Origin of the sequence: Haloferax massiliensis (assembly GCF_001368915.1) — an archaeon.
In the GTDB taxonomy this organism is placed as follows: domain Archaea; phylum Halobacteriota; class Halobacteria; order Halobacteriales; family Haloferacaceae; genus Haloferax; species Haloferax massiliensis.
This window is the reverse complement of the sequence record NZ_CSTE01000001.1, coordinates 162,229-187,135: the sequence shown is the minus strand read 5'-3', so window position 1 is coordinate 187,135 and position 24,907 is coordinate 162,229. Positions and strand designations below refer to the sequence as shown.

Here is a 24,907-nt window from a genome sequence, read left to right as displayed (position 1 = left end):
TACTACTAAGATAGACTACCAAGCTAATTAACAGTAGATGCCCAACATTCACGACGTCGAAGTCCGCGACCTCCAAGTCAACGCCGACCAGCGGGGCCACTTGGTCGAAGTCTTCCGCAGCGACTGGGACGTATACGAAATCGACCCGGAGATGTCCTACTACTCGATGACGTACCCCGGCGTCGTCAGGGCTTGGCATCGCCATCTCGAAGGCCAGATCGACCACTTCGTCTGTCCGAAGGGCCGCATCACGGTAGGCATCTACGACGACCGCGAAGACTCGCCTACCCAGGGAGAACTTGACACGTTCGTCATCGGCGAGCACAACCAACAGGTCATCCGCATCCCCGGTGACTGCTGGCACGGATTCAAGGCTATCGGCGACGAGCCGTCGCTGCTCATCAACTACCCGACGAACCTCTATGACTACGAAGACCCCGACGAAGAGCGAATTCCGTACGACGACGACCGGATTCCGTACGACTGGAACGCTGAAATTCACGGCTGACGCTACTCAGCGTATCCAAGGTCGGACAACTGCTTTTGGACGTCGTCAGATAGTTCAACAGATGAGCCAGTGGCACGTTCACGTGGAACATGTCCCATGAGACGTGATTTAATCTCTGGGTCATCAATTTGCTCACCAGTTTCAAAGTTAATGAGGACCGAGCTATCTGTTGTTGGGACGTAGATGAGATGGTTACCGCCCTCAGTAACGCTAATTTGGTTCGGACCGTAGGCAACCTCTTGGGAGAGTAACGCAGTCTCTCCAGTTGAAGGTTCTTGCAACGGTTCTCCGTCAAACTCAACATTCACCGTGGCATCCATCTCCGAGAGAATTGTCGGGACGATATCTGTTGAACTCCGACGTGTCGTAGACCCAAAAATCGATTCAAGGTTGGTTATAATCGGAACTTCGAGAACTGGAGGGACAAGCGCATGACCGTGGCCAACACCGCTAACACCTCGGGAGTCCTCGAAATGCTCTTCTTCGAACGACTTGTACTCCCAAAACTCCTCTCCGTGGTCACTAGTTACGACGACGATTGTATCATCAAGCTCAGCCAAGCCACCGAGAACGCGCTCAATCTCTTCATCGACGTAACGAAGAAGCGTATCGTACAGCAGCCTTCTTGCTGAACGGTATCGTTCGAACTCATCGTTCTGAATATCTCCGGAAGTGAATCGCCAGCGGTCAATCCCGTCAACGTCTGGTATCTCATCGAAATACTCGGTTGGGGGGTCGTGTAAGGGCTCATGGAGATCTCCCAATTGTGCATAACCGAACTTCGGGCCAGATGTGGTATTCCACCATCGCTGAATCTCTGAGAGAACATCTTCAGCATCTGCATCATGGCGTCGTTTTACAGATTTAAACCGGCCCTCCATGGGGATTGCTGCGGTACCAACCGCGGTGATAAATCGAGTCTCGTATCCTACCGAATCAAGCAACTCTGCAAGCGTGGGGACACCGTCTTGAATTCCATTCGGGGGATTACTCAGATCCTGGTTTCTGGCGGAGTCATCTGGGTATGCCGCGCCATGGTTGTGTGGGTGGAGTCCTGTAAGGATAGATGGTACAGAACTGAATGTCCACGGTGCCGCAGCAATTGCTGGTGTGTATGAGCTTAGTGAATCGAGAAAGGGAGTCGTTTCACGATGATACCCAGATACCGAAAGCCGATCATCTCGAAGACAATCAATAGTGATGACGAGGATGTTCTTTTCGGCGTCTACATTGACCATCGAAGAACTTCCACCACCCCGCAGTTCGTACGCCATTCGACTCCGAAACTGTCGAACTTTTTCCAGACCTGTCTTCCCAATCTCCTTAATCATTGAAATCTCGTTTCTGGGGAAGATTTATAAGATTTTGCTACAGCTAATTTCACTAACTAGTTCGAGCAAGCGAACCATACTTGAGTCAGTATGATAACATCACAGACACACTCATGAAAGGCGTACTTCTCTCAGGAGGCACGGGCTCCCGTCTCCGGCCCATTACCCACACTGGGCCGAAGCAGCTCGTCCCGGTCGCGAATAAACCCGTCCTCGAATATGCGGTCGAAGACCTCAAAGAAGCGGGGATCACCGAAATCGGCGTCATTCTCGGCCACAAAGGTCGCGAGGAAATCCAAGACCTCCTCGGCGATGGCTCTGACTACGGCGTCGAAATCACCTACATCGTCCAAGGCAATCCCCTCGGCCTCGCCCACGCGGCAGGGTGTGCGAAAGACTTCGTCGGTGACGACGACTTCGTGATGTACCTCGGCGACAACATCCTCAAAGAGGGCGTCGTCGACCTCGTCGAGAGCTTCGAGTCGGGTGATTTCGGTGCGGGAATCGCGCTCCAAGAAGTCGAGAACCCACAGCAGTTCGGGATTGCGGACGTCGACGACCAGGGCAACGTCACCCAGCTGATCGAGAAGCCGGACGAGCCGCCGACGAATCTCGCACTCATCGGGATGTACGTCTTCTCGCCCGCGGTCTTCGACGCCATCGAGAAGTTAGAACCCTCGTGGCGTGGCGAACTCGAAATCACGGACGCGATTCAGTCGCTCCTCGAAGACGGCTACGCCATCGACTCGCACGTCGTCGAGGGGTGGTGGAAAGACACCGGCAAGCCAGAAGACATCCTCGAAGCGAACCAACTCGTCCTTGAGGACAAATCGCTCCGGAAACAGGGAACCATCAGCGACGATGCGACGGTCGATGGCCGCATCGAACTCGCGGAGTCAGCGACCATCGAAGATGGCGCAGTCGTCCGTGGTCCGGTCTCCATCGCTGATGGCGCAGTCATCAAGTCGGATACCTATGTTGGTCCGTACACGTCCGTCGGCCCGAACTCGACGCTCGAAGGTGTCCATATCGAGAACTCGGTCGTCATCGGAGAATCGAGCATCAACACCTCCGGGCGCATCGTCGACAGCCTCCTCGGCAAGGGCGCGAACATCGGGAGCGCGGACGACTTCCTCCCGGAGGGCCGTCGCCTCGTCGTCGGTGAGAACTCCCAACTGAAACTCTAATCATGCACATCATCACCCACGCCTGCACGCAGTGCGGAACCGTCGTCTCCGCGAACGAACTTGAATCGAACCGCGTGATGAAGTGCCCCGGACTGGGCTGTGAGAACGTCCTCCGCTTCACGGATCTCGACCAGGCCGACCAGGAGCACTTCCTCGACAACAAAGCCAGCTACGAACTGTAATCGCTGAACGCGGCTTCGAGTGCCGTGAGGTCGGTTTCCAACGTCGGTTGGGAGCGACCGAGTTCGCCTTCTACGTTCGACACGTCGAGACACGAGCGCCGCGGCCTCGCAGCCGAGCGGTCGAGGTCAGCCATGACCGACGACTCGATGAGTGTCGCATCGCCGTCAATCACACCACAAATCGCCTCGCCGAACTCGTAGGGCGTGACGGCCGACTGACTCGCAACATGAAACGTTCCTGTCGACCCTGAATCGAGCAGTTCCAGCGTCGTCGTGGCGACGTTGCCAGCCCGACTGGGCGTCATCGTCTGGTCGGTGAACAGTGGGACTGTCTCGCCTGCAGCGAGCGTCGAGGCGACCCACTGAGGAAAGCCGACGAGGTCGCCCGTGTCACCGCGTGCGCCATAGACGAACGACAAGCGGAGAATGAGCCCATCGGGGTTCACGTCACGAACAGCATGCTCGCCGGCGAGCTTCGAGCGGCCGTACTCCTGAATCGGTGCTGGATCGTCACCTTCTTCGTAAAACCCGTCTGTCTCACCGTCGAAGACGTAATCCGTCGAATAGTGAACGAACGAAATCTCGCGGTCATCACACACGGCCGCGAGGTCACCCGGTGCGGTTCCGTTCACGGCCATGGCCAACTCGGGATTCGATTCACAGCCATCCACGTCAGTGTAGGCAGCACAGTTGATGACGACATCAACTTCGTACTCATCAAGGAGGGCAACAACCCGCTCAGTATCTGTGATATTGACTTGATGCAGCGGGCAGTCGAAGGCGGGCTCCTTGGAGTGATAGCCGCCGACAACCTCGTGACCCTGCTCGCGGAGCGTCTGGACCACGACACTCCCAAGCAAGCCGTTAGCGCCGATGACGAATGCGTACATGTACTCGTTGTGTTGATGAAAATGTAAATATATGCTGCCTCTGTTGGGGGCATATGGACGTACTCGTTACTGGTGGTGCCGGATTCATCGGTTCGAACTTCGTGCGGTATCTGCTCGATACCGGCGACGATTCAGTCGTCACGCTCGACGCACTCACGTACGCCGGATCACGTGACAACCTCGCCGGCTATCTCGGCCACCCGAACCATCGGCTCGTCGAGGGTGACATCCGAGACCGCGAGCTCGTTGACGACCTCGTGGCCGATGCCGATGTCATCGTGAACTTTGCTGCGGAGTCGCACGTCGACCGCTCCATCGGTGGGGCCGAGCCGTTCGTCTCGACGAACGTTCAGGGGACGCAGACGCTCCTCGACGCCGCCCTCGATGCGGACATCGACCGGTTCCTCCAGATTTCGACCGACGAGGTGTACGGCGAGATTCACGACGGGAAGTTCACGGAAGACGACCCACTCGCGCCGCGAAATCCCTACTCGGCGACGAAAGCCGGTGCGGACCTGCTCGTCCAGAGCTACCGGGAAACCCACGACCTGCCGACGCTCATCACGCGAACCTGCAACAACTTCGGCCCGCGGCAGCACCCGGAGAAACTCATTCCGAAGTTCATCCAGCGCGCCGCGAACGGCGAGACGCTCCCGGTCTACGGCGACGGCTCGAACGTCCGCGAGTGGATTTACGTCGAAGACAACTGTGCAGCGCTCGATGTGGTCCTCCGAGAGGGCGATATCGGCGAGGTGTACAACATCGGCAGCGGCGTCGAACTGTCGAACCTCGAAACGACGGAGAAGATTCTTGAGGCAGTTGGCGGCTCAGAAGACCAAATCGAATTCGTCGAAGACCGCGCGGGCCACGACCAGCGCTACGCCATCGACGCGACGAAGACGAAAGCACTCGGCTGGGAGCCCGAGTGGAGCTTCGAAGACGGCCTCGACGCGTGTGTCGATTACTACCTCGGTGACGAAGAATAGATGGCTGACCAGCGCAACCAGGCGGACGAGTCAACCACGAGGATTCCCGATGACGAGTGGGAGGCAATCGTCGCAAACGTTCCGATCGTTTCCGTCGACCTCGTGATTCGCCACGAGGGCGGTGTCCTCCTCGGGCTCCGTGAGAACGAACCCGCACGCGGTGAGTGGTTCGTCCCCGGTGGGACCGTATTCAAAAACGAGACGCTGACGGATGCCCTCCACCGGGTCGCCGACGAAGAGCTAGGCGTGGACGTGACGATCGAGTCACGACTCGGTACGTTCGAACACTTCTACGACACGTCGGACGTCGAGGGCATCGACTCAAAGCATTATCTTGCGACCGCGTTTGAGGTGACGCTTGACGACGACAACCTCGAAATGGACACTCAGCACAGCCAACTGAAGGTCTTCGAACCGCCGTACGAAGGTCTCCACCCCTACGTCGAGCGGTATCTAGACGCGCTCGACTGAGGTTGAAAAACAATTCTTTGTCAGCTCAGAGCCGATAGCGTGAGAGAACCAAGAGTCGGAGGTGAGTTATTCCCCAAGAGAGCCCAACAGGAACGACCCAAACACCATCTGCAGGCCAAGCACGACGGCCACGGTCGCCACGACGTCGGCAACCGCAATCGGAAGCGCACTAAAGCCACTCGTGACCCACGTAAACGCGAGGAACCCACCGTACGCTAGCCCACCGAGCAACACGAGTGAGCCAATCGTCGCCCCTCGCTCAAGCGACAGTCGCTCTGTGAACCAGGTCGTAAACGGATCCGACGCACCACGGACCGGGTCCGAAGACGCCGTCGAGAACGCGCCGAACAGCATCAACTGGAAGCCAGCGAGCGTCAGTAACCCACCGCCAATCCCGGTGTGAATCCCGAACTGCGCGCCCCCGACCTCCAGCCCAGTCCACGCCAACAGCAACGCCGCCACACCAATCACGGACAGCCCGAACCCGGGAGCCGAAAACAGGTACCCCGGCGCGTTCACGAGCATGAACCGAACGTGTCGCCAGCCATCGGGGAAACTCTCTAAGTTCGCCTCGCCCTCTCGGGGATGGTAGGTAATCGGTTTCTCTTCTATCTCCAAGTCCTTCGCGCCGGCTTCCATGATCATCTCGCTGGCGAACTCCATGCCCGTCGACGAGCAGTCCATCGTCTCCCAGGCGTCCCGAGTAAACACACGCATTCCACTATGCGCGTCACTCACGCCAGCGCCGTAAAACACGTTCAAGAACTTCGTCAACAATGGATTCCCGACGTGTTCGTGTAGCGGCGGCATCGAGCCGGGCAAAATCTCACCCTCCAGACGCGAGCCCATGGCCATATCCGCATCACCCGACCGAACCATATTCAACAGCTTGGGAAGCTCCTCGAAGTCGTAGGTACAGTCGGCGTCGCCCATGGCGATGTAGTCGCCGCGGACGCGCTCGAACGCGTACAAATACGCGTAGCCGTAGCCCTTGCCGTCGGGCTCGACGACGATCGCCCCATTCTCTGCCGCAATCTCGGGCGTGCGGTCGGTCGAGCTATCGGCGACGACGACCTCGCCGTAAATCTGCATGTCTTCGAGGGCGGCTTTGACCCACTCGATACACTGGGCGATGCCCCCTTCTTCGTTGAGGGTGGGCATCACGACCGAGAGGGTGGGGGCGATATCACTGTCCGCGGACAGGAGTAGCTCGTCACCGCTCAGGCGGATGTCCGAGGCAGACTGCCCGTTCGTCGCTCCCTCCTGTGGAGCGTCTACGGGGGATTCTGGTTGGGATCTCGTACTCATTTACTGGATTCCTCCGTGTCACTATTGGGTGTGCCTGCGAGAGACGGCAAGCGTACACACTCCGAGTTGACGCGTACTATCAGATAGACGAAAGCACACCTATAAAGAATTTGGCCTCTCCCTGTCTGAGGGTGTGTTAGGAATTACAGGCTCTCTAGAGTGTTCTGATGGGCTACTTGTGTGGTCGTACTTCACGGGAGGACGGACGCCATTCGAAGAGATATAACGACCATATCGGTGTTAGAACAACGCTGTGAACTGTCTCAGGTTCTAACGGGCGTAATCGCTTCGACGAAGAAAGGGTGACGGCGTGGTTACTGCGGTGCGGTCTGGGAGTGCAGGGTGGCGGAGTTCGACCCGGATTCGGAGGTCCAGACGACGCGGATGGACTCGCCTTCCCAGACGGCGTCCCCAGTTGCGTTCTTCACGACCGTCGCGGAGCTACCGGCTCCGACGGTCGTCGGGAAATCATCGCTGAACAGGTAATCATCGGTCGTGTCGGCGGCGACGCCGGTTCCGTCGACGGACACGGTGAGGCGGTCCGCCGAGATGCTGGTCCCGGATTCGTGCGTGATGACGAGCTGGGCGTCGGTGTCGGTGTCGGATACGTCGTTGTCAAAGTCGAAGCTGAAACTCGCCTGTGGGGACGTGTCACCGACTTGGTCGCCGAGGCCGAGAACGAACGTGCCGATGACGGCCGCGAGGATGACGGTAATCGCGACCATCAGAATCACGCCGATGACCGGTGAGACAGCGGATTCGTCTTTGAAGAGGGTTGTGAGTTGCATTTGAATGTCCTGTGCCCGGACAGGGGGTGATCGGCGGGCGATGGCGGTCGAGCCGCGAAATCGGGTGCGACGCCTGTCGACTGTGTGCGATCTGCCTGTGGGGCTTACCCATTCATTCGGTGGGAGTGCTATTAAAGACAGATTGAGCGACTGTCACAGCAGGCAGACAGTCTCTCTCAGTGGTCTGTGGCTATCACGGAGCCGGAGCCAAAATCGCGATTCGCCACCGAACTGGCTCGCCTCAAGTGAGTAGTTGCTGAACGACGCGCGCGGACTGCCGTGGCGTTCGTGACGGGGTCGGCTGTCCCGTGGCCCTCCGTGACGCCGCTCCGGCTGCTGTGAGCGCACCCACGCGGACGCAAATAATCAGATTCAGATATATTCTGTTCAGCTAGTAAAATTGGGGCTGTCTATATCGTCACATTATATTGGAAGCTCATATCCCGAAATCATATGAAAAACTGGAACAAGTAATCTATGAAGCATAATAACTCGACCAACATACGGTCTCAGAACAAAAACCACCGACTCAGATTACTGTAATTCATGTATGGAAACAATATATATCTGAATTATATTATATTCTTGACACTATTGTTCGAACTACCAACGCGACTATTTCCACACCGGAGACGAAAAAACGGTAAGGTCACCGACCCGTGTCCAAGGGAGTCCCTTGGTATACAGACTTAATGTGGCTGCGGTGAGAAAGATGTCAGTCGTCGTCCGATTCCGCTCGTTCGGTCACCTCGTCCCACGCACAGAGTTGGAGCGCATTCCGGAGGTGGAAGTTCTTCTCGTCGGGGTCCTCGGTTTCGAGCGCCTTGTGCAGGTGGACCTTGGTCTGTTCGACGAACGTTGACTGCTCACTCATCGCTGTGGCGTCCCCACTCATCGGTCGTTCCCCGTCCGGGTACGTTCCGAGTACCGCGACGTATGATATCGTACAACCCAACCATCATGTCTAATAGCTAATCTAATCTAAAAAGTGTTTCTAGACCGTCTACCTCTTATGTGGTGTCTTCTCGGTGCGCTCTGATTCGAACCGAGGCGCTGATATTTCTTCTACACGAAAACGCGAAGATCTGACATCCAGTCGGCTTGAGGCAGTCGAAATGAGACTCGGTCCAAGGTGTCCGAATGAAACGGTCCGTGGTACTAGTCGCGAGCGAACCCGACTTGGTAGTAGTCGGGCGTCTCGGGGCAGTCTTTTTCCTTTCGGGTCCAGCGGTAGGTGCTGTCCGTGTCGATGCTGTTGTCCCGCGTATAGATCCGAAGCAGTTCCCCTTCGAGCGGGCCGCTCTCGTATTTGAAGTTCCACCACGGGAACGGAAGCGCGCCGCCTTTGCCCGGGGGGAACCGTCCGCCTTGACCCTCACACCGGAACGGAAGCGAATCGTCGCGACAGGAACCGTCAGGCGTCTGGTTGTCGCACGACTCAACTTCGAGGATGACGAACGACTCGTCCGGGTAGTACTCGTCTTCCTTGACGATCGCTTGGCCGCCTTTGCCGTTCGCGGCCGCCGTCCCCGTCGCGAGCAAGAGCGCCCCCGTTCCGGCCGACGCTTGCAGCACTCGTCGACGTGTGACCCCGTCGCGAGAGCCAGACTGTGCCCGATCGGCCGCCGGTTCGTCCGGCGAATTTGACAGTGGCATCATGCAGTCCACTCGGACAGTTCTAATCAAGATTCCGTCAGACAACTGTTCGTCGACTGTCGTGTCGCCACGACGCTAAATTTATAATAATTGTTGATGTAGTATCCATGTAGGGGGATAACAGATGTACAACCAACATGGGGGCGTGCCTGACGATGACCAACCGACACAGCAAGTGGTCCAGCCCGCACAGATTGACGCGACTGAGCGGTACGTCTGTAGTCTGATCGGCCTCGGCGCGGTGGCGGCGGTACTGTTTCTGTTTTATCCGCTCTTGCTCGCGGTCACGCGGCCGCTCCACCTGTTGTCGATTACCGCCCTCGTCTTCGTCCTCGCAACGGTCTGGCTGGTCGTCTGGTTGGGGTCGGAACTGGTCTGGGAGTGGCAAACTGGTCGACTCTTTCCTTGAGCTATCTTTCTAGCACAATTCGTCGCTGATGGCGGGACAGTCCCATTGTGTCAGATGACTATTAACTCCTGTTCCTGCTCGCTGACTCCCCCTGTCCACCGTATTAGGCCGGCCTAAAATCGACGCATTTTTATCTATTTAGGCGAGCCTAAAATTCGCATGACATCGAAATTCGACCCGAAGAACGGTGTATTAGTTGGATTAGTAACGGTTGTTTGTTTACTCACGGTTGGAAGTGCAGTGGGGGGTGCGGCGGCGTCGCCCGCACATACCGCAGTAACCGGGGTGAGCGTGTCCGACGACGAACCGGAAACCGGCGACCGTATTATAATAACTCCGACAATTAGTCATTCCAGTTCGGGAAGCGGCAGTTTCGAAATCACGGAGGTGACGGTGGAGGACCGTTCTGGAACGAAACACAGCGAGGCGAACCAGATCGGCGTTCTCGGTGCCGGCGATACCGCCGAAGTGCCGATTAGTGCGCGCTTCGCCACCGCCGGTGATAAGCGACTGACGGTTCACGTCCGCGGTCGGTATTACGACTCCGATGGCGCGACGTCGGAAATCGTCCACCTCAAGCATCCGGTGTTCGTCACGGTCTCGGAACCGAGCACGTCGACGACAGTTCCGCCGCGGGTCCAAATCGAGACCCGCCAAGCGGTCGCCGAGACTGAGACCACCGTGGCGGTCACGGTGTCGAACGGCGACGACGAGGCGCTGACGGACCTGTCGCTCCGACTCGACTCGGTTACCGGCGGGATGCAGGCTCAGACCGCGCTCACGCCGGTCCTCGCCGCGGAGAACTCGACGACCTACGAGTTCACGGTCGAACCGTCGGAGGCGGGCGAAACCGCGCTCAAGGCGACGCTCCGTTACAACGACGGCGAAACCGTCGACGCGTTCGACACCATGCAGGTCGAGCCGCTCCGGGACGACGTGTCGGTCTACGCGACCGCCTTCGAGGAAAACGACTCGGTCGCCGTTCGGTATCGAGTCACCAACCACGGGAACGCACCCATCGACAACGTCGTGATTTCGGGTGCGTCGAACCGGTCGGCACTGCCGACGACCTCGCTTCGGTCGGTCGCCGCCGCGACCTCGGAGACGGTCGTCGTCGAGGTCAACGAGCGCCCGTCGGACACCGCAACGGTCTCCGCGACGTACGACGTCGGCGAGACGACCGGCCGGGCGACGCAGTCGGTCCAGTTCGATTCGTCGACAACCGCCTCGGGCGCGAACGCACTCACCGTGAACCTCGGTAGTACGGACCCCTCGAACTCATCGACGTTCCTGCTCAGTGGCTTCTTCGGTGGTCTCGTGGTGACTGCGCTGTTGTTCACCGGCCGCCGGTGGGTCAGAGACGACTAAACGCCCGCCGTCTCCCGTCCGCTGCTCCCCGCCGTATCGCCGCTTCGACGTAGACGGCTCTCACCCAGCCAGGTCTGCCCGCATCGTCTCCTCCGTATCTGACGCGTGGCGATGCACGCATTCCCCTGTCGTCTCGACTTGTTCAGAAAGAGCGTGCTGCGTACAGAGAGTGTATGCAGCAGACAGCACCCGCCGAAATTGATTTAGTAAGACGAACGTAATACTTGCGTATGTCTGAAGCAACCACGGGTTCAAATGGTGATGACGAGATTGTCACGGTGAATTTCAAAGTCACGCAGTCGTTTCTCGATGAAATAGACAGCACATGGCAGGGACGTGGGTTCAACAGCCGAAGCGAATTCATCCGTTACACCCTCCGAGACGCGATCGAATTCCCGACGTTCGACCGCGATGAACTCATTGCTCTCCTCCAGGCAGAGGAGGACATCCGTGCAGGACGGACGATGAATGCCGACGAAGCCCGCGAGCAGTTCGGAACGGACAGTGATGAGTGAGGGCGACTGGACATGGGAACTCACATCGACAGCACAGGACGACCTTTCATCTCTTTCTCCATCTGAGCAAGAGCGGATACTGAACAAGCTTGACGAGATTGTCGACTCGCCGTGGCGAGATCCACCGGACTATGGTGAACCACTCCAGAACAGTCTGCACAAGAAGGTACGCATCGGTGAGTTCCGCTTAGCCGTGACCTTCCGTCAATCCGAACAGCGGATGGTTGTCGCTCGAATCAAGCGTCGTGGTGGAGCGTACACTGCCGACGACGATTGAGGCTCTTTGCTGGACGAAATCTCTGACCGACTCGTGCTTTGAGCTCAACACGGCCACAGAGACCTCCCCGAACGCTGTCAGAAAAGTCGTGCAAGACTTAGAGGGTGTATCTGTCACCGTTCGGAACGAATATTAGAGGATAGACGGGGATTTATCAAGCACCCACCTCTGGGGCGACCTACTCGTTGCCGACGTTGTTGAGAGCGCTGTTCAACTCGTAAAGTTCCCGGACGACGCTACTGTCGGCAACCCGATACCGGCGGGGAGACGTGTTCGCGACCTCCTTGATGAGTTCGACTTCGAGCAGGAGGTCCGTGTAGTTACCGACGGTCTGGCGCGTGACGCCAGCGTGCTCCGCGAATTCGGTTTTGTTGAATTCGCGGTTCGGCGGCAGGTCGAGCAACGCGTCTACCAGGATCGGGATAGCGTCGTGCTGCGTCAAGTAGAGCCATCCACTCGGATGCTCCTTTCGGAGTTCCTTTTTTTGGGCGCGGTCGCCGTCCACGTGCTCTATGCTCATACAAGAGTTCAGGCCGGTCGTGTGTATAAGTGTTTCCACTAGTGTTAACGGCCATTAACAGTCTTTATGTAGAAGTGAGTTCACGCATCGGGTATGGAGAAGCCGTCGGTGAAATGTGCCCTCTTGGCGACGATGATAGCGAAACACAAGTGGGGCACACCGATCACGGAGGAAGCGCTCCTCAATCTCTCGGCAATCGATGGCGACTATCCGACTGCACGAGAGGTCTACACCGACCTCCGGAGTGAGCGCTACATCACGTATCGTGGGAAACGCGGCATCGAACTCAACAAGAGTAACTTCGAGAACCTCGCCGATGTCCTCTACTACGAGTGTGGCTGGGAAGCCTGGGAGATCGCCAGTCGGCTCAAACACTACGAGGGCATCGAAAACCACGACTGGGGGTAATTCGTCGCCGAGGTCATTATCATGTCGTGTCGGGCTATGAAAAACGAGTAGCCAGAGCTATTCGAGTAGTAGAAATCGTGGCTCTGTTGAAATCCTTCAGTGTTGACATTGGAGAGAGTGCTCCTTCTGGCTAGTTTCCGTGGATCACAGTGAAAACTAGTCTCTCAACAAATCGCAAGACGGCAAGAGGGTTTCAACAGAGCCGAAATCGTCGCATTCTCCAACGTCACTAGTCGTTCATCTGTTAGAATCCTCGTGACCGAGACAGAGGGTGTATGCAGCACGGCATCTACATCCATTCCGAGAAAATTTTGAGGTATGAGTCTACAAACTCGATTCTACCAACAAACCTACAATCAAAACTGAAGTAGTGAGAATGTGCTACCGAATACCTCCGTTAAGCTGGCTCTCCTTGGAATTGCTATCTTAGTGGCAGGCGTCGGTGCTGTGGTTTGGGCAAGATATATTCTATCTTGGATACGCGAATCGAGGAACTGAAACCTCCTACACTTGGTGCGAAGATGCTGGCTATGATGACCGACTTGCGCGCTGTATTCAGCGCGGCCTCGGAAAACTATCAGTAGCTGAGGACTTCAACAGAGCCTCATATCCCGCTACCCAGGTTCGCCATCACGCTGAGACGCTCGTCAGACGTAGATTCGGTCGGCGAGGAACTGTTGGACCTCGTCGTACAGAGCCTCGCTGTCGACCGAGTCGGTCGTCGCTTGCCGAAACAGGATCCCAGCGACGAACGTGATGATGTGTTCGCTCGTTCGCTCTGGGTCCACCGGCTTGAACTCCCCCTGTTCGATTCCCGCTTCGATGGTCTCTGTGAGCCGTCGTTTGACCCTGTTTTCCGACTCGGTGAAAATCGAGCGATAATCCGGGTTCGAAATCGACTGCGTTCGCAGTTCGACGAACGCCTTCGCGAGCTGTGTCAGTTCGGTCTCCGGCTGGCAACTCAGCGACGGCGCTGCGACGAACAGCGTCAGAAACCGTTCGAGCTCTTCGCGGGGCGTCGTGTCCTCCTGTTCGAATATCTTCGCGAGGAACCGTCGATGCACGGCGTCTAAGAGTTCCGCCAGTAACGACTCCTTGTTGTCGTAGTAATGGTAGATGACCGATTTGCTAATGCCGACTCGGTCGGCGATTCGTGAGATGGAAATCCCGTTGTAACCGGACTCAAGTAAGACCTGGTGCGTCGCTTCGAGGATGGCCTGTTGTGTCTGATGGCGATCTGTGTCTGCTGAATCCGAGAAGTAGGTCATGAATTCTGGAGTCGTCCGCGCGAGGGGTCTAGCGTAGATAGTGTCGAACCGTACTTAACGGTGTCTTTGGCCGGGATCGACAGACGCGTCGACCGCGTACCCGTCGGTTGTATCGCCCCGCGATGTCTCGTCTCGTCTCGTCTCGTCTCGTCTCCTCGGCGTTCCCGATGCACTCGCCTGCCGAACGACGGCGAGCGACCTCAGTCGTCGTTCGTGTCGTCACCGTCCGCGACGGCTTGGAGCGCAGTCAGCCGCTCGGGCGGGGCGACCCCGCCGAGGACGACCAACACGCTGAGCGCGTCCGCATCCGGCCGCGGATCGTCGCCGTTTCGAACCTCCAAACTCCCGGTCTGGTCTTCGAGCCAGCCCTGGTTCTGGCTGATCGCATCGCGATTGAGCCACGCCGGCCGCCCGGTAATCACGAGCAGGCCTCTCGATGCCGTCCCGATATCGCAGGGGAGCGTCAACTGTCCGCGGACGGCCTCTCGGGTCTGTGTCGTGATCCGGTTCAGCGAGTCAATCTGGTCGACGGATTCGGTGTCGTCGCCGATGAGACGCTTGAGACGCCCGCGAACGCTCGTATCGCGCGGCGGGAGCGGGCGTTCGGAATAACCGAGCGTCGCCAGCCCACCGCCGCGGAGCGTGTTCATGATCTCGGAGGCATCGACGACGCTTTCGCCGACGTCGTCGGCGGTCGTAACCTCGCCCGCTGCGAACAGCGTGCCGAGGCGGCGCGCGAGTTCCGCGTTGAGCGTGTCGTACGTCTCGTCGGACACCGGCTCTTCTTTGACTCGCGAGGCGGTGTCGAACCCGAAGACGTGGTCCGTGGTCGATACGAGTCGGCGGAGCGACCGCAGCGTGTTCGAAGCGCGCTGTGGGTCAGTCGTCGACGTCGAGAAGACGCCGACACCGTAGACCGGCTGGTCGTACATCTCGGAGAGCCGCTCGGCGATGACCGCGGCAGTTGGGCCACCCGTCCCGCCGCCGAGACCGGCGCAGACGACGAAGGCGTCGCTCGCTGCGATCGGTGCATCGTCGGTCGGTTCGAGGAGCTGCCGGTGTTCCTTCTTGGCGGCTTCGGTACCACCGGCGGCGTCACCCTCGAAGCCTTCCCCGTTGGTTTCGGCCGTGCCGAACAGCACGCGCGCGTCTTCGGGGACCAGCTCTAAGGCGTCGAGGTCCGCGGCGGTCGTGTCACACGCCGCCGCGCCGACGATGAAATCCGCCTTCAGCTGGCGCTCGTACTGCAGCAGTTGTTCGACGACTCTCCCCCCAGCCTTCCCTGCTCCGAAGCAGAACACGTTCATAGATAGTCTGGTCTGTTACTCACCAGGCGAAAAAAATCCCGGTCTCCCGCGGTTGTGCCCGACGCCTCGTTTCGAGGCCCCGGCGTGCCGGCGGTCTGCCGGCCGCGTGTGGCGTCCGTTCCGTCTCGATACGGCGACGCCGCCGACGGCTTTCAGCGCGTGAACGTCGTCGGGGTCACACCGCACCGCCCGCGCCGTCCGGGCCGCCCGCCGGCTCGGTCGTCTCTGCGTTTTCGCCGTGGACGAGGCGCGCCCAGACGACGAGCGCCGGCGGTAAGACGACAAGCGAGGCCACGTACGAGTACAGAATCGAGACCCCGGTCAGGAGCCCGAACTGGCCGAGAATCGGCGTGATCGCGATGACGAGCACGCCGATTCCGGTCACCGTCGTCAGCATGCTGCCGGTGAGCGCGCCACCGGTCCCGCGCACCGAATCGGTCAGCGCGACGAAGACGTCCGTGCCCTCGTCGTACTCCTCGGCGAACCGGTGGACGAGGTGCGCCGAGTAGTCGATACCGAGGCCGATCCCGATCGACAGGATCGTTCCGGTCATCACGTTGAACGGGATATCGAGATACCGCATCGTCGCGGCGATCCCGGCGACGGTCACCATGATCGGGACCAGATTCACAATCCCGAGCGAGGGCTGGCCTTCCAGCAGGGCGTAGATGATGATGAGGAAGACCGCGGAGCCGCCGAGCGCGAGCACGAGGCTGATGAACGCCGACTGCGCGATGACGTCCGAGACGGCCTTCAGAATCACGACGTTGCCGGTCGCGGTCGCTTCCGTGCGGTAGCGGTCGGCGACCGCGCGCGTGTCTTCGGTCACGTCGGCTTGGCTGGCGTCGGATTCGACCGCGTACTCGACGCGTGCGGAGGTGTAATCGTCGGTGATGTAGTTGAGCGCCTGTCCGCGCGCGGGCGACGCGAGGAGCGCGTCGTAGATCTGTTTGAGGTTGTCGTCGGGAATCCCGTTCGCGTCGCGGTCGTTCCGGGCGACGAGCGCCGCGAACTCGGGGTCCCGCTCCGCGTAGCTCTGGATGACGGTGATGATGCTCGTCTCCCGCGCGTGGCCGTCGTCGACGACGAAGCTGTCGGGGGGGCTGTTCCCGGCCCGCCACATGGACTCTAAGGTACCACCGTCCGTGAGCGAGCCCTCCACATAAACCGTCGTGACGTCTTCCTCACCGGTCTGGAAGTTGTCTTCGAGGAAGTTCGTGGTCTCCGTCACCGTGTAGTCACGCGGTTGCAGCTGTTGGGGGAACAGTTCGAGGTACTCCGGGTTGTCCTCCGGCGGGAGGAACGAATCCTGCGTGAAGCGACTATCGACGCCCGAACCGTAGTACCCCATCCACGCGGTACTCACGAGCAACGCGACGAGGAACGCCTTTGGGGCGATGCGGGCGATGTGAATCCCGACGGGGAGGATTTTCCCGAGGAACGAGTCCTCTGCCCCGAGCGGCTCGGACCCGAACTCGGGGAACCCGACCCGCTCTCGGAGGCGGTCCATGTACACCTTGGCCGCCGGCAGGAAGATGCCGAAGATCAGGAAGGTGAACACGATTCCGACGGCCGCGACGATACCGAAGTCCCGAATCGGCCCGAGGTCGCTCGATGCGTTGGCCGCGAAGCCGATCACGGTCGTCCCCGTGACGATGGTGAACGCGACGAGGAGTTGGTCAGTCGCCGTTCGCATCGACTCCTGGATTCCGAAGCCCTCGGTCCGCTCTTCGCGATACCGATTGATCGCGTGGATGCCGAAGTCGATACCGACCGCGAGGAGGAGCGGCGGCACCGCGATCAGCATCTGCGAGAACGCGATTCCCGCCAAGCCCATGAAGCCGAACGTCCAGAGGACGGCCATCGCGAGGGAGACGACCCCGATGAGGAGGTCGATCGGGTCGCGGTAGGCGAACACCAAGAAGAACAGAATCAGGACGACCGCCGCGGGCACGACGAGCGCGAGGGAGTCGCCGATGACCGAGGAGAACTCCTCGGAGAGGATTCCGCTACCGAAGACCCGGATATCCCCGCCGACGGAGCCGACGATGAACTCGGCGTGTCGCTGGATATCCGTAAGCGGGCTCTCGCCGCCCGTCCCCGCCGAGTCGGACACCTCCGCGGTGAGCGAGTGGGTGACAATACCGATGGTCGCGGACGCAGACGCGGAACGCGCGTTGAAGTCCTCGCTCAGACTCGACCGAATCGCGGGGTTCTGTTCGACGGCGACTTGGACTGCGCGGTCGATTTCCGTCGGCGTCGCCTGCTCGACGGCGTCGATCTCCTCGGCGAGCGTCGTGGCCGACGGGTCTATCGTTCTGGCGACGGCGCGGGCGACGCTCGTCGTCTGTACGACCGATAGCTCGGGATTGGCTTGCAACCGCTGTTGGGCCCTGAGCATCCGGAGTAGCTCGGGCTTCGACAGGACGTTCGTCCCCGATTGAATGAGCTGTGTCGTGCCGGTGTCTTCTTCGAACGCCACCCGCTCGAAGTTGTCGTTGACCTCCTCGAACGCCTGATACGCGGCGACGTCTTCAGTAAACTGACTGGTTCCAGACGAGGTTCCAGACTGTCCAAGCCCGGCGGAAAACCCCGCCGAAAGCAGTAAGAACGCGAGGAGCACTGTCTTCGGTTGGTCGACTATCCAACCGTCGACAACGTCGATGTAGTGCTGGTAATCGATCTGGAAGTCCATTAGTTACTCGTCCGTGTTGAAGCGCCGCCAGCCGAACACGCCGAGCACGCCGATCACGACGACCGCACCGACGATCAGCCCAATCGGGAGGCCGCCGCCCTGCGACTCGGTCACTTCGATCGGCGTGGTGTACGTTTGGGACACTTCCGTGTCTCCGTCCGGCATCTCGTACTGGAAGTCGAAGGAGACCGGATAGCGCTTCGGCAGCGCGTCGGCCCCGGCGCTCAGCGCAATCGTGAACTCCTCGGATTCGCCCGGCTGGAGCTCGCTGATTATCCCCTCGTCGTTGTCGCTACTGAGCGGGTCTCGGACGAACGCCTGGGCTTCGATGTTCGTGAGTGGCTCGTCGCCGTTGTTGGTGACCCGCACGCGGACTGCTCTGTCACTTCCGGCTTCGATCGTGTTGTTGACCACCTCGACGATAAAGCGGTCCTGATGCGGAGCGATCTCTGCGTTGGTCGTGAGCCCGTCGCTGACTCGAATGTTCCCGCGGCTGTTGCGGTACTCCACCGAGAGGTTGAGCTGTTGGACGTTCGCGCTCGCGGCGTCGCTAACGCCGACCTCGTATTCGAACGCGGCACTGTCGCCCGGTTCGAGGTCCGGCAGCGCGTACTCGGACGTCTCGACGTTGATGTTCGGATTGCTCGAACCGAACCGGAGCACCGGGTCGTCGACGCGTTTCGGCCCGTTGTTGACGACCGTCCCCGAGACCGTTCCGTCCGCGCCGACGCGGAGGTTCGTAGAGACGTTTTCGAGGGCGAAGCTCTGTTCTTCGGCGGGGGTGACGCCGATGTTCAGCGTTCGCGACGTTCGAGCGATGCCGTCGGTGTCGGTGTAGTCGACGTCGAGATTGACCGTGTAGCCGCGCACCGTGGCGTCTTCCGCGAGCGAGACGGTGTAGTTGACCGTCCGACGCTCGCCGACGGCCCAGCGGCCGACTTGGGCGGTCGAACTCTCCGAACCCGTTCCGAACACGAGTTCGTCGCTCCGCGAGGTCGCCGTGACGCTCGCTTCGCTCGCAGCGCGGGTGCCGGTGTTTTCGATCGTCACGGAGAGGTCGCCAGTGTTCCCGACCTGCGCAGTCGACGACGTCTCGACGACTTCGAACCGCGGCTGGTCGCGGACGCGGACCGTCACGTAGTGGGTCCTCGTTCGCGTGTTATCCGTGTACTCGGCGCCGGACGGGTCGTAATCGACGAGTCGCGTGTACGTGTACGACACCTCGATCGGAATCCGATACGTTCCGGGGGTTGCATTCTCGGACACCGTGATATCGATTGGCGAAAGGTCGACAGTCCCCGTCGCGACATTTCCGGCCCCGATAGTGCCGGTGTTAATCTCGATGGGCGCGTCCCCGGACTGTGCTTCGACAGTGACGCCGCGGGCGGTCGTCACGCGGCTTTCGTATCGCTCGGGGCCCGATTGATCGATCTGACCGTTGTTTCGGAGTGTGAGCCGGAGCTGCGACTGCGTCCCGGGCTCGAACTCGCTCGTCGAGGTGAACACGTCGATGTCGGGCGACCCGTACACCTGCCCCGAACTGGCGGTCTGGGCGACGACCGGGGTGACCAACGAGGTAGTCAGCACGAAGACGAGACAGAGGGCAAGTAGCGTAGAACGAAGCGTGTCTCTGTACATCAGTGCGTTTCAGACGTGAGGAGGAGGGCGCTGATTCGGCAAGGCTCTCGGGACAACACCTGTGTATACATCTCTACTAACAGTAGCGACACACAACTAATATCTTTTGTGGACACTGGTCGGTGAGTCAACAGAAAACCCGCCATTTGACGGGCGAAACCACGTCAAACGGACGGTTATCGAGGGCAGTGACGGCCGGTGACAGCACGCAACCCAAAACTGGACTCTCAACTGACGTGAAAGCTACCTACAGGCGTTTGAGGATGGTGACTGTGACAGAAAGTACTTACTGCCGGACCAGATAGTCAGGGGTATGAGTCCACGGACCCGCTCGATACGAACATTATCTGTTATCTTCTTGTTGATTCTCGGGCTGACGGCGGTTCCTAGCGGCGCAATCGCTGTGCACGCGTTGGACCCCACAGACGAATCGGTGCGGTTCGCGGACGCCCAGCGGGTCGAACAGCAAGGCGACTTCGTAAAACGCACGCTGGTCCTCAACAACACCGACGAGGCTAGACTCCAAATCTCGTCTGCGGAAGGCGACTTCTCGGCGACCGTCTTAGCGACCGACGGCTCCGGCGACGGCGTTGTCACCGTGGTGTTCGACACGTCGAACGCGAACGCCCCCGACGCCGCGTTCCGGACGGCGGACGCAAACGACACTGTCTCTGTCCTCACGCGCCCGAACGCGGCCGCCCCTGAAGCACTTCCGACCGGCCGGTACAACGTAATCGCCTCCGCCGGCCAGACCCGGATTGCGGACCGTCTCTGGATTGAGCCCCCATCGGTCCGAGGGAGCGCGGCGTGTTCGGTACCAGCCACCCAGCAGCCCGGTAACGTCGACTGTGCTGACCGATCGCGCGGGAGTGGGTCCGCTCCCGTCGTCGCGGTCGGTGACGACGCAGTCGTGCAGTACCACGTGAGCGGGCTCGAAAGCGCCGTTCAGCGGCCTGCACCCGGCACGCAGCCGGTGTTCGCGCGGAACGCGTCCACGGGCGCGCGCACGACACACGTCGTACAGTGGTCCCCAGAGACGGACGTCCGCACGAGTCAAACGCTCCGGATCAACTATCGCGAGGGGCTGTCTCCGTCCCTGCACAGCTCGCAGTTGATCGAACACATCGGGATTGATACGGATGCCGACGGCGAGATCGACCGGTCGCTCAGAACCGCCGTCAATCGGTATCAGGTCACGTCTAGTGGCGGGCTGACAGTCGCATTCGACGAGCCTGTCTCGGTCGCGGACAACGAGACGCTGCTGTTCGAATACCACGTCGTCAACCCCCGTACGGAGGGTGTGAGCGATGTTTCGGTGTCGTTCGGAGAGGAGACCGCCCACAGTCGTCTCGAATACGCGTCGAATGCCCTCGGTAACGTGGGTCCCGGCGTCGACCTCCGCGTCGAGAGTTCCGAGATGGACTTCGTCTCCCCGCAGACTGTGTTCGACGTCGCATACGACGCGGAGACTGACACGCTCAACGTCGTCGCTGACTCCACGCGCTTGGAAACCGGGACGTACAACGTGACCGTCGTAATCGACAGCGAAATCCACGCCGACGGGGAGCGGGTCGTACTGACCGAGGCGTTCACGGTCGCCGAACCGTCGGTGGACAACCTCACGGCGACCATGTCCGGCACGAAGCTTAACGTCTCGGCACGGACCAACCTCGCCCCACAGACCAAGATGGACATCGACCTCACGATGTCACAGGAGGGCACCACCTACTTCTCCCGCTGTCTGACGACCGTCGGGCAGAACGGCGTCGTCTCCTGTAACTTCACGCCGGCGAAGGCTGGGGCCGCGAACGTCTCGATCAGCTACAACGACACGGTCGTCGCGGGGCCGCAAAAGATCGAAATCGAGCCGAACGTGACCACTCGCGATGACGCTCATCCGCGTGGTACTGCCGCCGACTCACAACTGAAGTCGTGGCTCGTCCGCGGACGCTCAACCTGACGACGTAGTCTCGCAGGCGGCGTAACCGCCGTCCCCGACGTGGGGGCGCGGTGACTCCCGCCCAACCCGTCTGGACGTGTACCCGACGGAACAGTTGGCAATCTCAGACGGCTGTTTTCCGAAGCGCCGTGGTCACGATCCGCTGAGTTCCCACAGTTGCTACCCTCGAACTGCCCGCCTGAGATGCGGTTCGGCCCCGACTGAGAGCCGTGCTCCGAGCGACTCGTCCCGGCGGTCGTGATTCCTCGCCGCGTTTCGTCTACTTCTGAGGATGGGACTGCCGTCATCGCGACCGTGCTAGTCAGCGTCGTTGCTGGGGGTTTGGTCGGGGAGTGGCCTGCTGGAGGCCGTTTTCTCGCGCGTCCGTCCCCGAGGGTCGGCCAGAGCGGTCCGACCGTCTCCACTATCACTATGACGTTACGTGCGCGCGGATGACCCGACGCCAAGTCCGAGACGGCAACGGGAATAGTGACCAATCAAGCAACAGAAACAGAAAGCATTTACCAAGGCCGCTTATATGGTTCTACCGTACCCCTGCCCATCCCCCGCTAGTAGGGATCCGCGTCATAGCGATGTGCGTGGAAAATACTGGCGCTACAAGTACACTATGACAAAGCTCAAAAACCAAACGCGTGCGATACTTCTCGCAGCGCTAATGGTAACCTCCGTCTTTGCGGGGACCATCGCGCTGACCGGAAGTGCCGCCGCGGAGCGTGGAGATCTCGACGCAGATAACGAAGCGTTCAACAAGACAATTGCATCCGGAGACCGCGTCTTCCTCGGTGAGGAGATTAACACCGACGCAGGACTCGGCGCTTCGAATCCGCTTCTGACGGGTACGGCAGGTAACGCGGAAGGCGTTACGCTGGACCTTTCCTCGCCAATCCCGCAGAGCTCGGATGACCAGCCGCTTGGTACGTACTCCGCTGACGGATCGTCTAGCGGATCTGCCAACGTCACCCTCCTGACGCCCCGTATCACGGACAGCGAAATCGTGACGGCGTCCGGTGGCGACGTTACCGGCTCCTCCATCAGCTCGGGCGACGCTGATGAGCTCTACGTCAACGCTGACTACAACTACGAATCGGCCGAGAAGGTCGAGGTCACCGTTGAAGACCCGAGCGGAACTGACATCACCAACGAGGTTCTGACCAGCTCCGACGGTCTCGTCGACGACGGTACGACTGGCACGCAGAACGGTGCCCAGCTCGACATGTCCGGTCAGGACGCTGGCGAGTACACGATCACCATCGAAGGCGCTGAGGACCTCGACTTCGGCTCGGCGTCCGAGACGCTGACGCTGACGATCTCGTCGCAGGACGAGGTCGGCATCGAACTCGACAGCGAGTCCGTGACGCAGGGTACTGACGTTCAGTACACGGTCACGAACGGCATCGACGGCAACGAGCACGTCGTTGCAATCGACATCAACGACCTCCAGAACGACGTCACGACGCAACAGGCCAAGGCGGTCTTCCGTAACATCGGCGACACCTCGGAGGTCGGCATCGCGAACAGCACGGCTGTGAACAACTCCTCCGCGGCCACGACCATGGACGTCAGTGACGCGGACATCGCGTACGCTATCGTCGAAATCGACGGCGCGAGCGCCGTTGGCGGCATCGAAACGCAGTATCTCGACGACAGCGACATCGACGTCGAAGTCTACGACGTCGGTGTGAACGCGACCGAAGCAGTCGACGAAGACCCGACGAACGACATCACGCTCACCGTCGAGGAAGGCGGTGCATCGCTTTCGAGCCCGACCGGTCAGTACGTCGTTGGCTCGGAAGTCGACATTAACGGTACGGCTACCAGCTCCGACAGCGTCGCAATCTACGTCCGCGACGATGGCGACTGGCAGCTCCTCGAAATCGGCGGCGACAACGAAATTAACGTCGACTCTGACGACACGTTCGAAGAGGAAGACGTTGCGATCTCGAACCTCCCCGGCGACGGTAGCAGCATCCTGTCGCTGACGGGTACCTACCGCATCGGCGTCATCGACGCGTCCGACGCTGACACTGACGACGACGGTTCCGTCGACGACGCGCTTACGACGTCTGACTTCACCAGCGGCGTGAGCAGCAGTAACTCGATCCGTGTGGTCGACCAGGGTCTGACCGGTCAGTTCACCACGATCAACGGCCAGGTCGCTCCTGTCGACTCCGGAACGACTGACGTTAACGGTACCGCCAGCGGTGCCGACTCCGTCCTCGTCATCTTCGTCGACGAGCGCGGTAACGTCGAATACCAGTCCGTGAGCGTTGACAGCGACGGTACCTTCGAAGAGGACGACATCACCGTCGGCCTCACGCAGGGCCAGGTCACCGCCCACATCCTCTCGGTCGGTCGCGACGGCGCTGTCGGTGACGGCTCGCTGCCGTCCGGCCCGAGCAACGGCGCGAACCTCGACGACCTGACGGGCTACCTCGACCAGCTCGACAGCAACAACAACAACGGTGAGCAGGTCAACGAGCTCATCGCCTCCGAAACGGTTGACGAGACGGCGAGCGACGACCTGATCGTCACCGAGACGTTCCGTCTGGCCGAGTCCTCGACGTCCATCGACTCGATCTACCCCGACGCCGCTGAAGCGTCTGGCATCAACCCGGTCGCAACCGGTGAAACGATGGTCATCGCTGGCTCGACGAACCTCAAGCCGGACGACAACACCATCAGCATCGAAGTGACGAGTGAAGACGGCACGTCCGTCGCACTCGAAGACACTGACGAGTGGAACAACGACGGCCAGTGGATGGTCGAAATTGACACCACCGACTTCGAGACGGGTACGTTCACCGTGGAAGCCGACGACGGCGACAACACGGACACCGTGAACGTCGAAATCGTCTCCGAGCGTGAGGACACCACGACGACGTCCTCGGGCGAAACGGAAACGTCGACGACCACGGACGAACCCACGGAAACGACGACGACCTCGGAGCCGACTGAGACCACCGAGGAGCCGACTGAGGAGACGTCCACCACGTCCTCCAACACGCCCGGCTTCGGTATCGCAGTCGCTCTCGTCGCACTCGTCGGCGCGGCCCTTCTCGCACTCCGCCGCGAGAACTAACGCCGCCGTCCCGCCTCGTCACTCCGACGAGGACGTGACGACAGCAGACGAGTAACCAACCGGATTCGTTCCGGTCTTTTTATTTTACCCGACCAACCCGAAGAGACACTTCTGACAGACGAGCGTCGCCACCGAGACTACGGTGGAGACCGACGA

General features: G+C 59.9%; 23 protein-coding genes. 12 read left to right on the top strand and 11 right to left on the bottom strand.

What is annotated here, in order from left to right; all coding sequences use genetic code 11:
• Nucleotides 1-37: 37 nt before the first annotated feature.
• Nucleotides 38-508 carry a dTDP-4-dehydrorhamnose 3,5-epimerase family protein gene (locus BN996_RS00845; RefSeq protein WP_089776764.1) on the top strand — a complete coding sequence of 157 codons (471 nt, stop codon included), beginning with the start codon at nt 38-40 and terminating at the stop codon, nt 506-508.
• A 2-nt stretch (nt 509-510) separates the two neighbouring features.
• On the opposite strand, the gene BN996_RS00840 is transcribed toward BN996_RS00845, so the two are convergent.
• Nucleotides 511-1,839: a sulfatase-like hydrolase/transferase gene (locus BN996_RS00840; RefSeq protein ID WP_089776763.1), complete on the bottom strand. Its 1,329-nt coding sequence runs from the start codon at nt 1,837-1,839 to the stop codon at nt 511-513.
• 113 nt (nt 1,840-1,952) lie between these two features.
• On the opposite strand from BN996_RS00840, the gene BN996_RS00835 reads away from it, so the two are divergent.
• The gene (locus BN996_RS00835) at nt 1,953-3,026 is read left to right on the top strand and encodes a glucose-1-phosphate thymidylyltransferase (protein ID WP_089776762.1); all 1,074 of its coding nucleotides are present in this window, start codon (nt 1,953-1,955) and stop codon (nt 3,024-3,026) included.
• Nucleotides 3,027-3,028: 2 nt separating this feature from the next.
• A complete protein-coding gene (locus BN996_RS00830) occupies nt 3,029-3,208 on the top strand; it encodes a hypothetical protein (RefSeq protein ID WP_004041942.1) in 180 nt (59 codons plus the stop codon).
• Here BN996_RS00830 and rfbD read toward each other — a convergent pair.
• Nucleotides 3,196-4,098: a dTDP-4-dehydrorhamnose reductase gene (gene rfbD / locus BN996_RS00825; protein WP_089776761.1), complete on the bottom strand. Its 903-nt coding sequence runs from the start codon at nt 4,096-4,098 to the stop codon at nt 3,196-3,198. The genes BN996_RS00830 and rfbD overlap by 13 nt on opposite strands.
• A gap of 53 nt (nt 4,099-4,151) precedes the next feature.
• On the opposite strand from rfbD, the gene rfbB reads away from it, so the two are divergent.
• Nucleotides 4,152-5,084, top strand: coding sequence for a dTDP-glucose 4,6-dehydratase (rfbB, locus tag BN996_RS00820; RefSeq protein ID WP_089776760.1), 933 nt, complete (start codon nt 4,152-4,154; stop codon nt 5,082-5,084).
• Nucleotides 5,085-5,555, top strand: coding sequence for a low-salt glycan biosynthesis hydrolase Agl8 (agl8, locus tag BN996_RS00815; RefSeq protein ID WP_089776759.1), 471 nt, complete (start codon nt 5,085-5,087; stop codon nt 5,553-5,555). It begins immediately after the preceding gene.
• Nucleotides 5,556-5,621: 66 nt separating this feature from the next.
• Here agl8 and agl6 read toward each other — a convergent pair whose 3' ends face one another.
• The 4 genes from agl6 to BN996_RS00800 all read right to left on the bottom strand — a co-directional run bounded on the left by agl6 (nt 5,622) and on the right by BN996_RS00800 (nt 9,226).
• Nucleotides 5,622-6,863, bottom strand: a complete 1,242-nt coding sequence (gene agl6 / locus BN996_RS00810; protein ID WP_089776758.1) for a low-salt glycan biosynthesis hexosyltransferase Agl6 — start codon at nt 6,861-6,863, stop codon at nt 5,622-5,624.
• 314 nt (nt 6,864-7,177) lie between these two features.
• Entirely contained in the window at nt 7,178-7,651 is a 474-nt protein-coding gene (locus BN996_RS00805; RefSeq protein WP_089776757.1) for a type IV pilin domain-containing protein, read from the bottom strand.
• 715 nt (nt 7,652-8,366) lie between these two features.
• Nucleotides 8,367-8,525 carry a hypothetical protein gene (locus BN996_RS19905; protein WP_167344081.1) on the bottom strand — a complete coding sequence of 53 codons (159 nt, stop codon included), beginning with the start codon at nt 8,523-8,525 and terminating at the stop codon, nt 8,367-8,369.
• A gap of 284 nt (nt 8,526-8,809) precedes the next feature.
• Entirely contained in the window at nt 8,810-9,226 is a 417-nt protein-coding gene (locus BN996_RS00800) for a hypothetical protein (RefSeq protein ID WP_042665006.1), read from the bottom strand.
• 205 nt (nt 9,227-9,431) lie between these two features.
• Between BN996_RS00800 and BN996_RS00795 the strand changes: the two genes are divergently transcribed.
• The 4 genes from BN996_RS00795 (at nt 9,432) to BN996_RS00780 (ending at nt 11,876) form a co-directional block, all read left to right on the top strand.
• The gene (locus BN996_RS00795) at nt 9,432-9,716 is read left to right on the top strand and encodes a hypothetical protein (RefSeq protein ID WP_042665003.1); all 285 of its coding nucleotides are present in this window, start codon (nt 9,432-9,434) and stop codon (nt 9,714-9,716) included.
• A 393-nt stretch (nt 9,717-10,109) separates the two neighbouring features.
• On the top strand, nt 10,110-11,084 hold the full coding sequence (locus BN996_RS00790) for a COG1361 family protein (protein WP_089776756.1): 975 nt from the start codon (nt 10,110-10,112) through the stop codon (nt 11,082-11,084).
• A gap of 230 nt (nt 11,085-11,314) precedes the next feature.
• Nucleotides 11,315-11,599, top strand: a complete 285-nt coding sequence (locus tag BN996_RS00785) for a ribbon-helix-helix domain-containing protein (protein WP_089776755.1) — start codon at nt 11,315-11,317, stop codon at nt 11,597-11,599.
• The gene (locus BN996_RS00780; RefSeq protein ID WP_089776754.1) at nt 11,592-11,876 is read left to right on the top strand and encodes a type II toxin-antitoxin system RelE family toxin; all 285 of its coding nucleotides are present in this window, start codon (nt 11,592-11,594) and stop codon (nt 11,874-11,876) included. The genes BN996_RS00785 and BN996_RS00780 overlap by 8 nt, the downstream gene beginning before the upstream one ends.
• Before the next feature lie 178 nt (nt 11,877-12,054).
• Here the strand turns inward: BN996_RS00780 and BN996_RS00775 are convergent, their stop codons facing one another.
• Complete coding sequence (locus BN996_RS00775; RefSeq protein WP_089776753.1) at nt 12,055-12,396, bottom strand: hypothetical protein; 342 nt, start codon at nt 12,394-12,396, stop codon at nt 12,055-12,057.
• A 93-nt stretch (nt 12,397-12,489) separates the two neighbouring features.
• Between BN996_RS00775 and BN996_RS00770 the strand changes: the two genes are divergently transcribed.
• Entirely contained in the window at nt 12,490-12,804 is a 315-nt protein-coding gene (locus BN996_RS00770) for a hypothetical protein (protein WP_089776752.1), read from the top strand.
• Between the two features lie 647 nt (nt 12,805-13,451).
• Here BN996_RS00770 and BN996_RS00765 read toward each other — a convergent pair.
• From BN996_RS00765 to BN996_RS00750, 4 genes are all read right to left on the bottom strand, one after another.
• A complete protein-coding gene (locus tag BN996_RS00765) occupies nt 13,452-14,072 on the bottom strand; it encodes a TetR/AcrR family transcriptional regulator (RefSeq protein WP_089776751.1) in 621 nt (206 codons plus the stop codon).
• A 200-nt stretch (nt 14,073-14,272) separates the two neighbouring features.
• Entirely contained in the window at nt 14,273-15,379 is a 1,107-nt protein-coding gene (locus BN996_RS00760) for a tubulin/FtsZ family protein (protein ID WP_089776750.1), read from the bottom strand.
• Nucleotides 15,380-15,554: 175 nt separating this feature from the next.
• Nucleotides 15,555-18,074, bottom strand: a complete 2,520-nt coding sequence (locus BN996_RS00755; RefSeq protein ID WP_089776749.1) for an efflux RND transporter permease subunit — start codon at nt 18,072-18,074, stop codon at nt 15,555-15,557.
• Nucleotides 18,075-18,077: 3 nt separating this feature from the next.
• Nucleotides 18,078-19,604 carry an NEW3 domain-containing protein gene (locus BN996_RS00750; protein WP_089777281.1) on the bottom strand — a complete coding sequence of 509 codons (1,527 nt, stop codon included), beginning with the start codon at nt 19,602-19,604 and terminating at the stop codon, nt 18,078-18,080.
• A 466-nt stretch (nt 19,605-20,070) separates the two neighbouring features.
• Between BN996_RS00750 and BN996_RS00745 the strand changes: the two genes are divergently transcribed.
• Nucleotides 20,071-21,672, top strand: a complete 1,602-nt coding sequence (locus BN996_RS00745; RefSeq protein WP_226908689.1) for a DUF7827 domain-containing protein — start codon at nt 20,071-20,073, stop codon at nt 21,670-21,672.
• 607 nt (nt 21,673-22,279) lie between these two features.
• The gene (csg, locus tag BN996_RS00740) at nt 22,280-24,751 is read left to right on the top strand and encodes an HVO_2072 family ArtA-dependent S-layer glycoprotein (protein WP_089776748.1); all 2,472 of its coding nucleotides are present in this window, start codon (nt 22,280-22,282) and stop codon (nt 24,749-24,751) included.
• Nucleotides 24,752-24,907: the final 156 nt, after the last annotated feature.

Bases quoted from the DNA above. Each gene is read 5' to 3' on its own strand.
- BN996_RS00795 (WP_042665003.1), top strand. From the start codon at position 9,432: ATGTACAACCAACATGGGGGCGTGCCTGACGATGACCAACCGACACAG.
- BN996_RS00785 (WP_089776755.1), top strand. From the start codon at position 11,315: ATGTCTGAAGCAACCACGGGTTCAAATGGTGATGACGAGATTGTCACG.
- BN996_RS00835 (WP_089776762.1), top strand. From the start codon at position 1,953: ATGAAAGGCGTACTTCTCTCAGGAGGCACGGGCTCCCGTCTCCGGCCC.
- rfbD (WP_089776761.1), bottom strand. From the start codon at position 4,098: ATGTACGCATTCGTCATCGGCGCTAACGGCTTGCTTGGGAGTGTCGTG.
- rfbB (WP_089776760.1), top strand. From the start codon at position 4,152: ATGGACGTACTCGTTACTGGTGGTGCCGGATTCATCGGTTCGAACTTC.
- BN996_RS00805 (WP_089776757.1), bottom strand. From the start codon at position 7,651: ATGCAACTCACAACCCTCTTCAAAGACGAATCCGCTGTCTCACCGGTC.
- BN996_RS00780 (WP_089776754.1), top strand. From the start codon at position 11,592: ATGAGTGAGGGCGACTGGACATGGGAACTCACATCGACAGCACAGGAC.
- BN996_RS00770 (WP_089776752.1), top strand. From the start codon at position 12,490: ATGGAGAAGCCGTCGGTGAAATGTGCCCTCTTGGCGACGATGATAGCG.
- BN996_RS00765 (WP_089776751.1), bottom strand. From the start codon at position 14,072: ATGACCTACTTCTCGGATTCAGCAGACACAGATCGCCATCAGACACAA.
- BN996_RS00840 (WP_089776763.1), bottom strand. From the start codon at position 1,839: ATGATTAAGGAGATTGGGAAGACAGGTCTGGAAAAAGTTCGACAGTTT.
- csg (WP_089776748.1), top strand. From the start codon at position 22,280: ATGACAAAGCTCAAAAACCAAACGCGTGCGATACTTCTCGCAGCGCTA.
- agl6 (WP_089776758.1), bottom strand. From the start codon at position 6,863: ATGAGTACGAGATCCCAACCAGAATCCCCCGTAGACGCTCCACAGGAG.
- BN996_RS00830 (WP_004041942.1), top strand. From the start codon at position 3,029: ATGCACATCATCACCCACGCCTGCACGCAGTGCGGAACCGTCGTCTCC.
- BN996_RS00845 (WP_089776764.1), top strand. From the start codon at position 38: ATGCCCAACATTCACGACGTCGAAGTCCGCGACCTCCAAGTCAACGCC.
- agl8 (WP_089776759.1), top strand. From the start codon at position 5,085: ATGGCTGACCAGCGCAACCAGGCGGACGAGTCAACCACGAGGATTCCC.
- BN996_RS00755 (WP_089776749.1), bottom strand. From the start codon at position 18,074: ATGGACTTCCAGATCGATTACCAGCACTACATCGACGTTGTCGACGGT.
- BN996_RS00775 (WP_089776753.1), bottom strand. From the start codon at position 12,396: ATGAGCATAGAGCACGTGGACGGCGACCGCGCCCAAAAAAAGGAACTC.
- BN996_RS00760 (WP_089776750.1), bottom strand. From the start codon at position 15,379: ATGAACGTGTTCTGCTTCGGAGCAGGGAAGGCTGGGGGGAGAGTCGTC.
- BN996_RS19905 (WP_167344081.1), bottom strand. From the start codon at position 8,525: ATGAGTGAGCAGTCAACGTTCGTCGAACAGACCAAGGTCCACCTGCAC.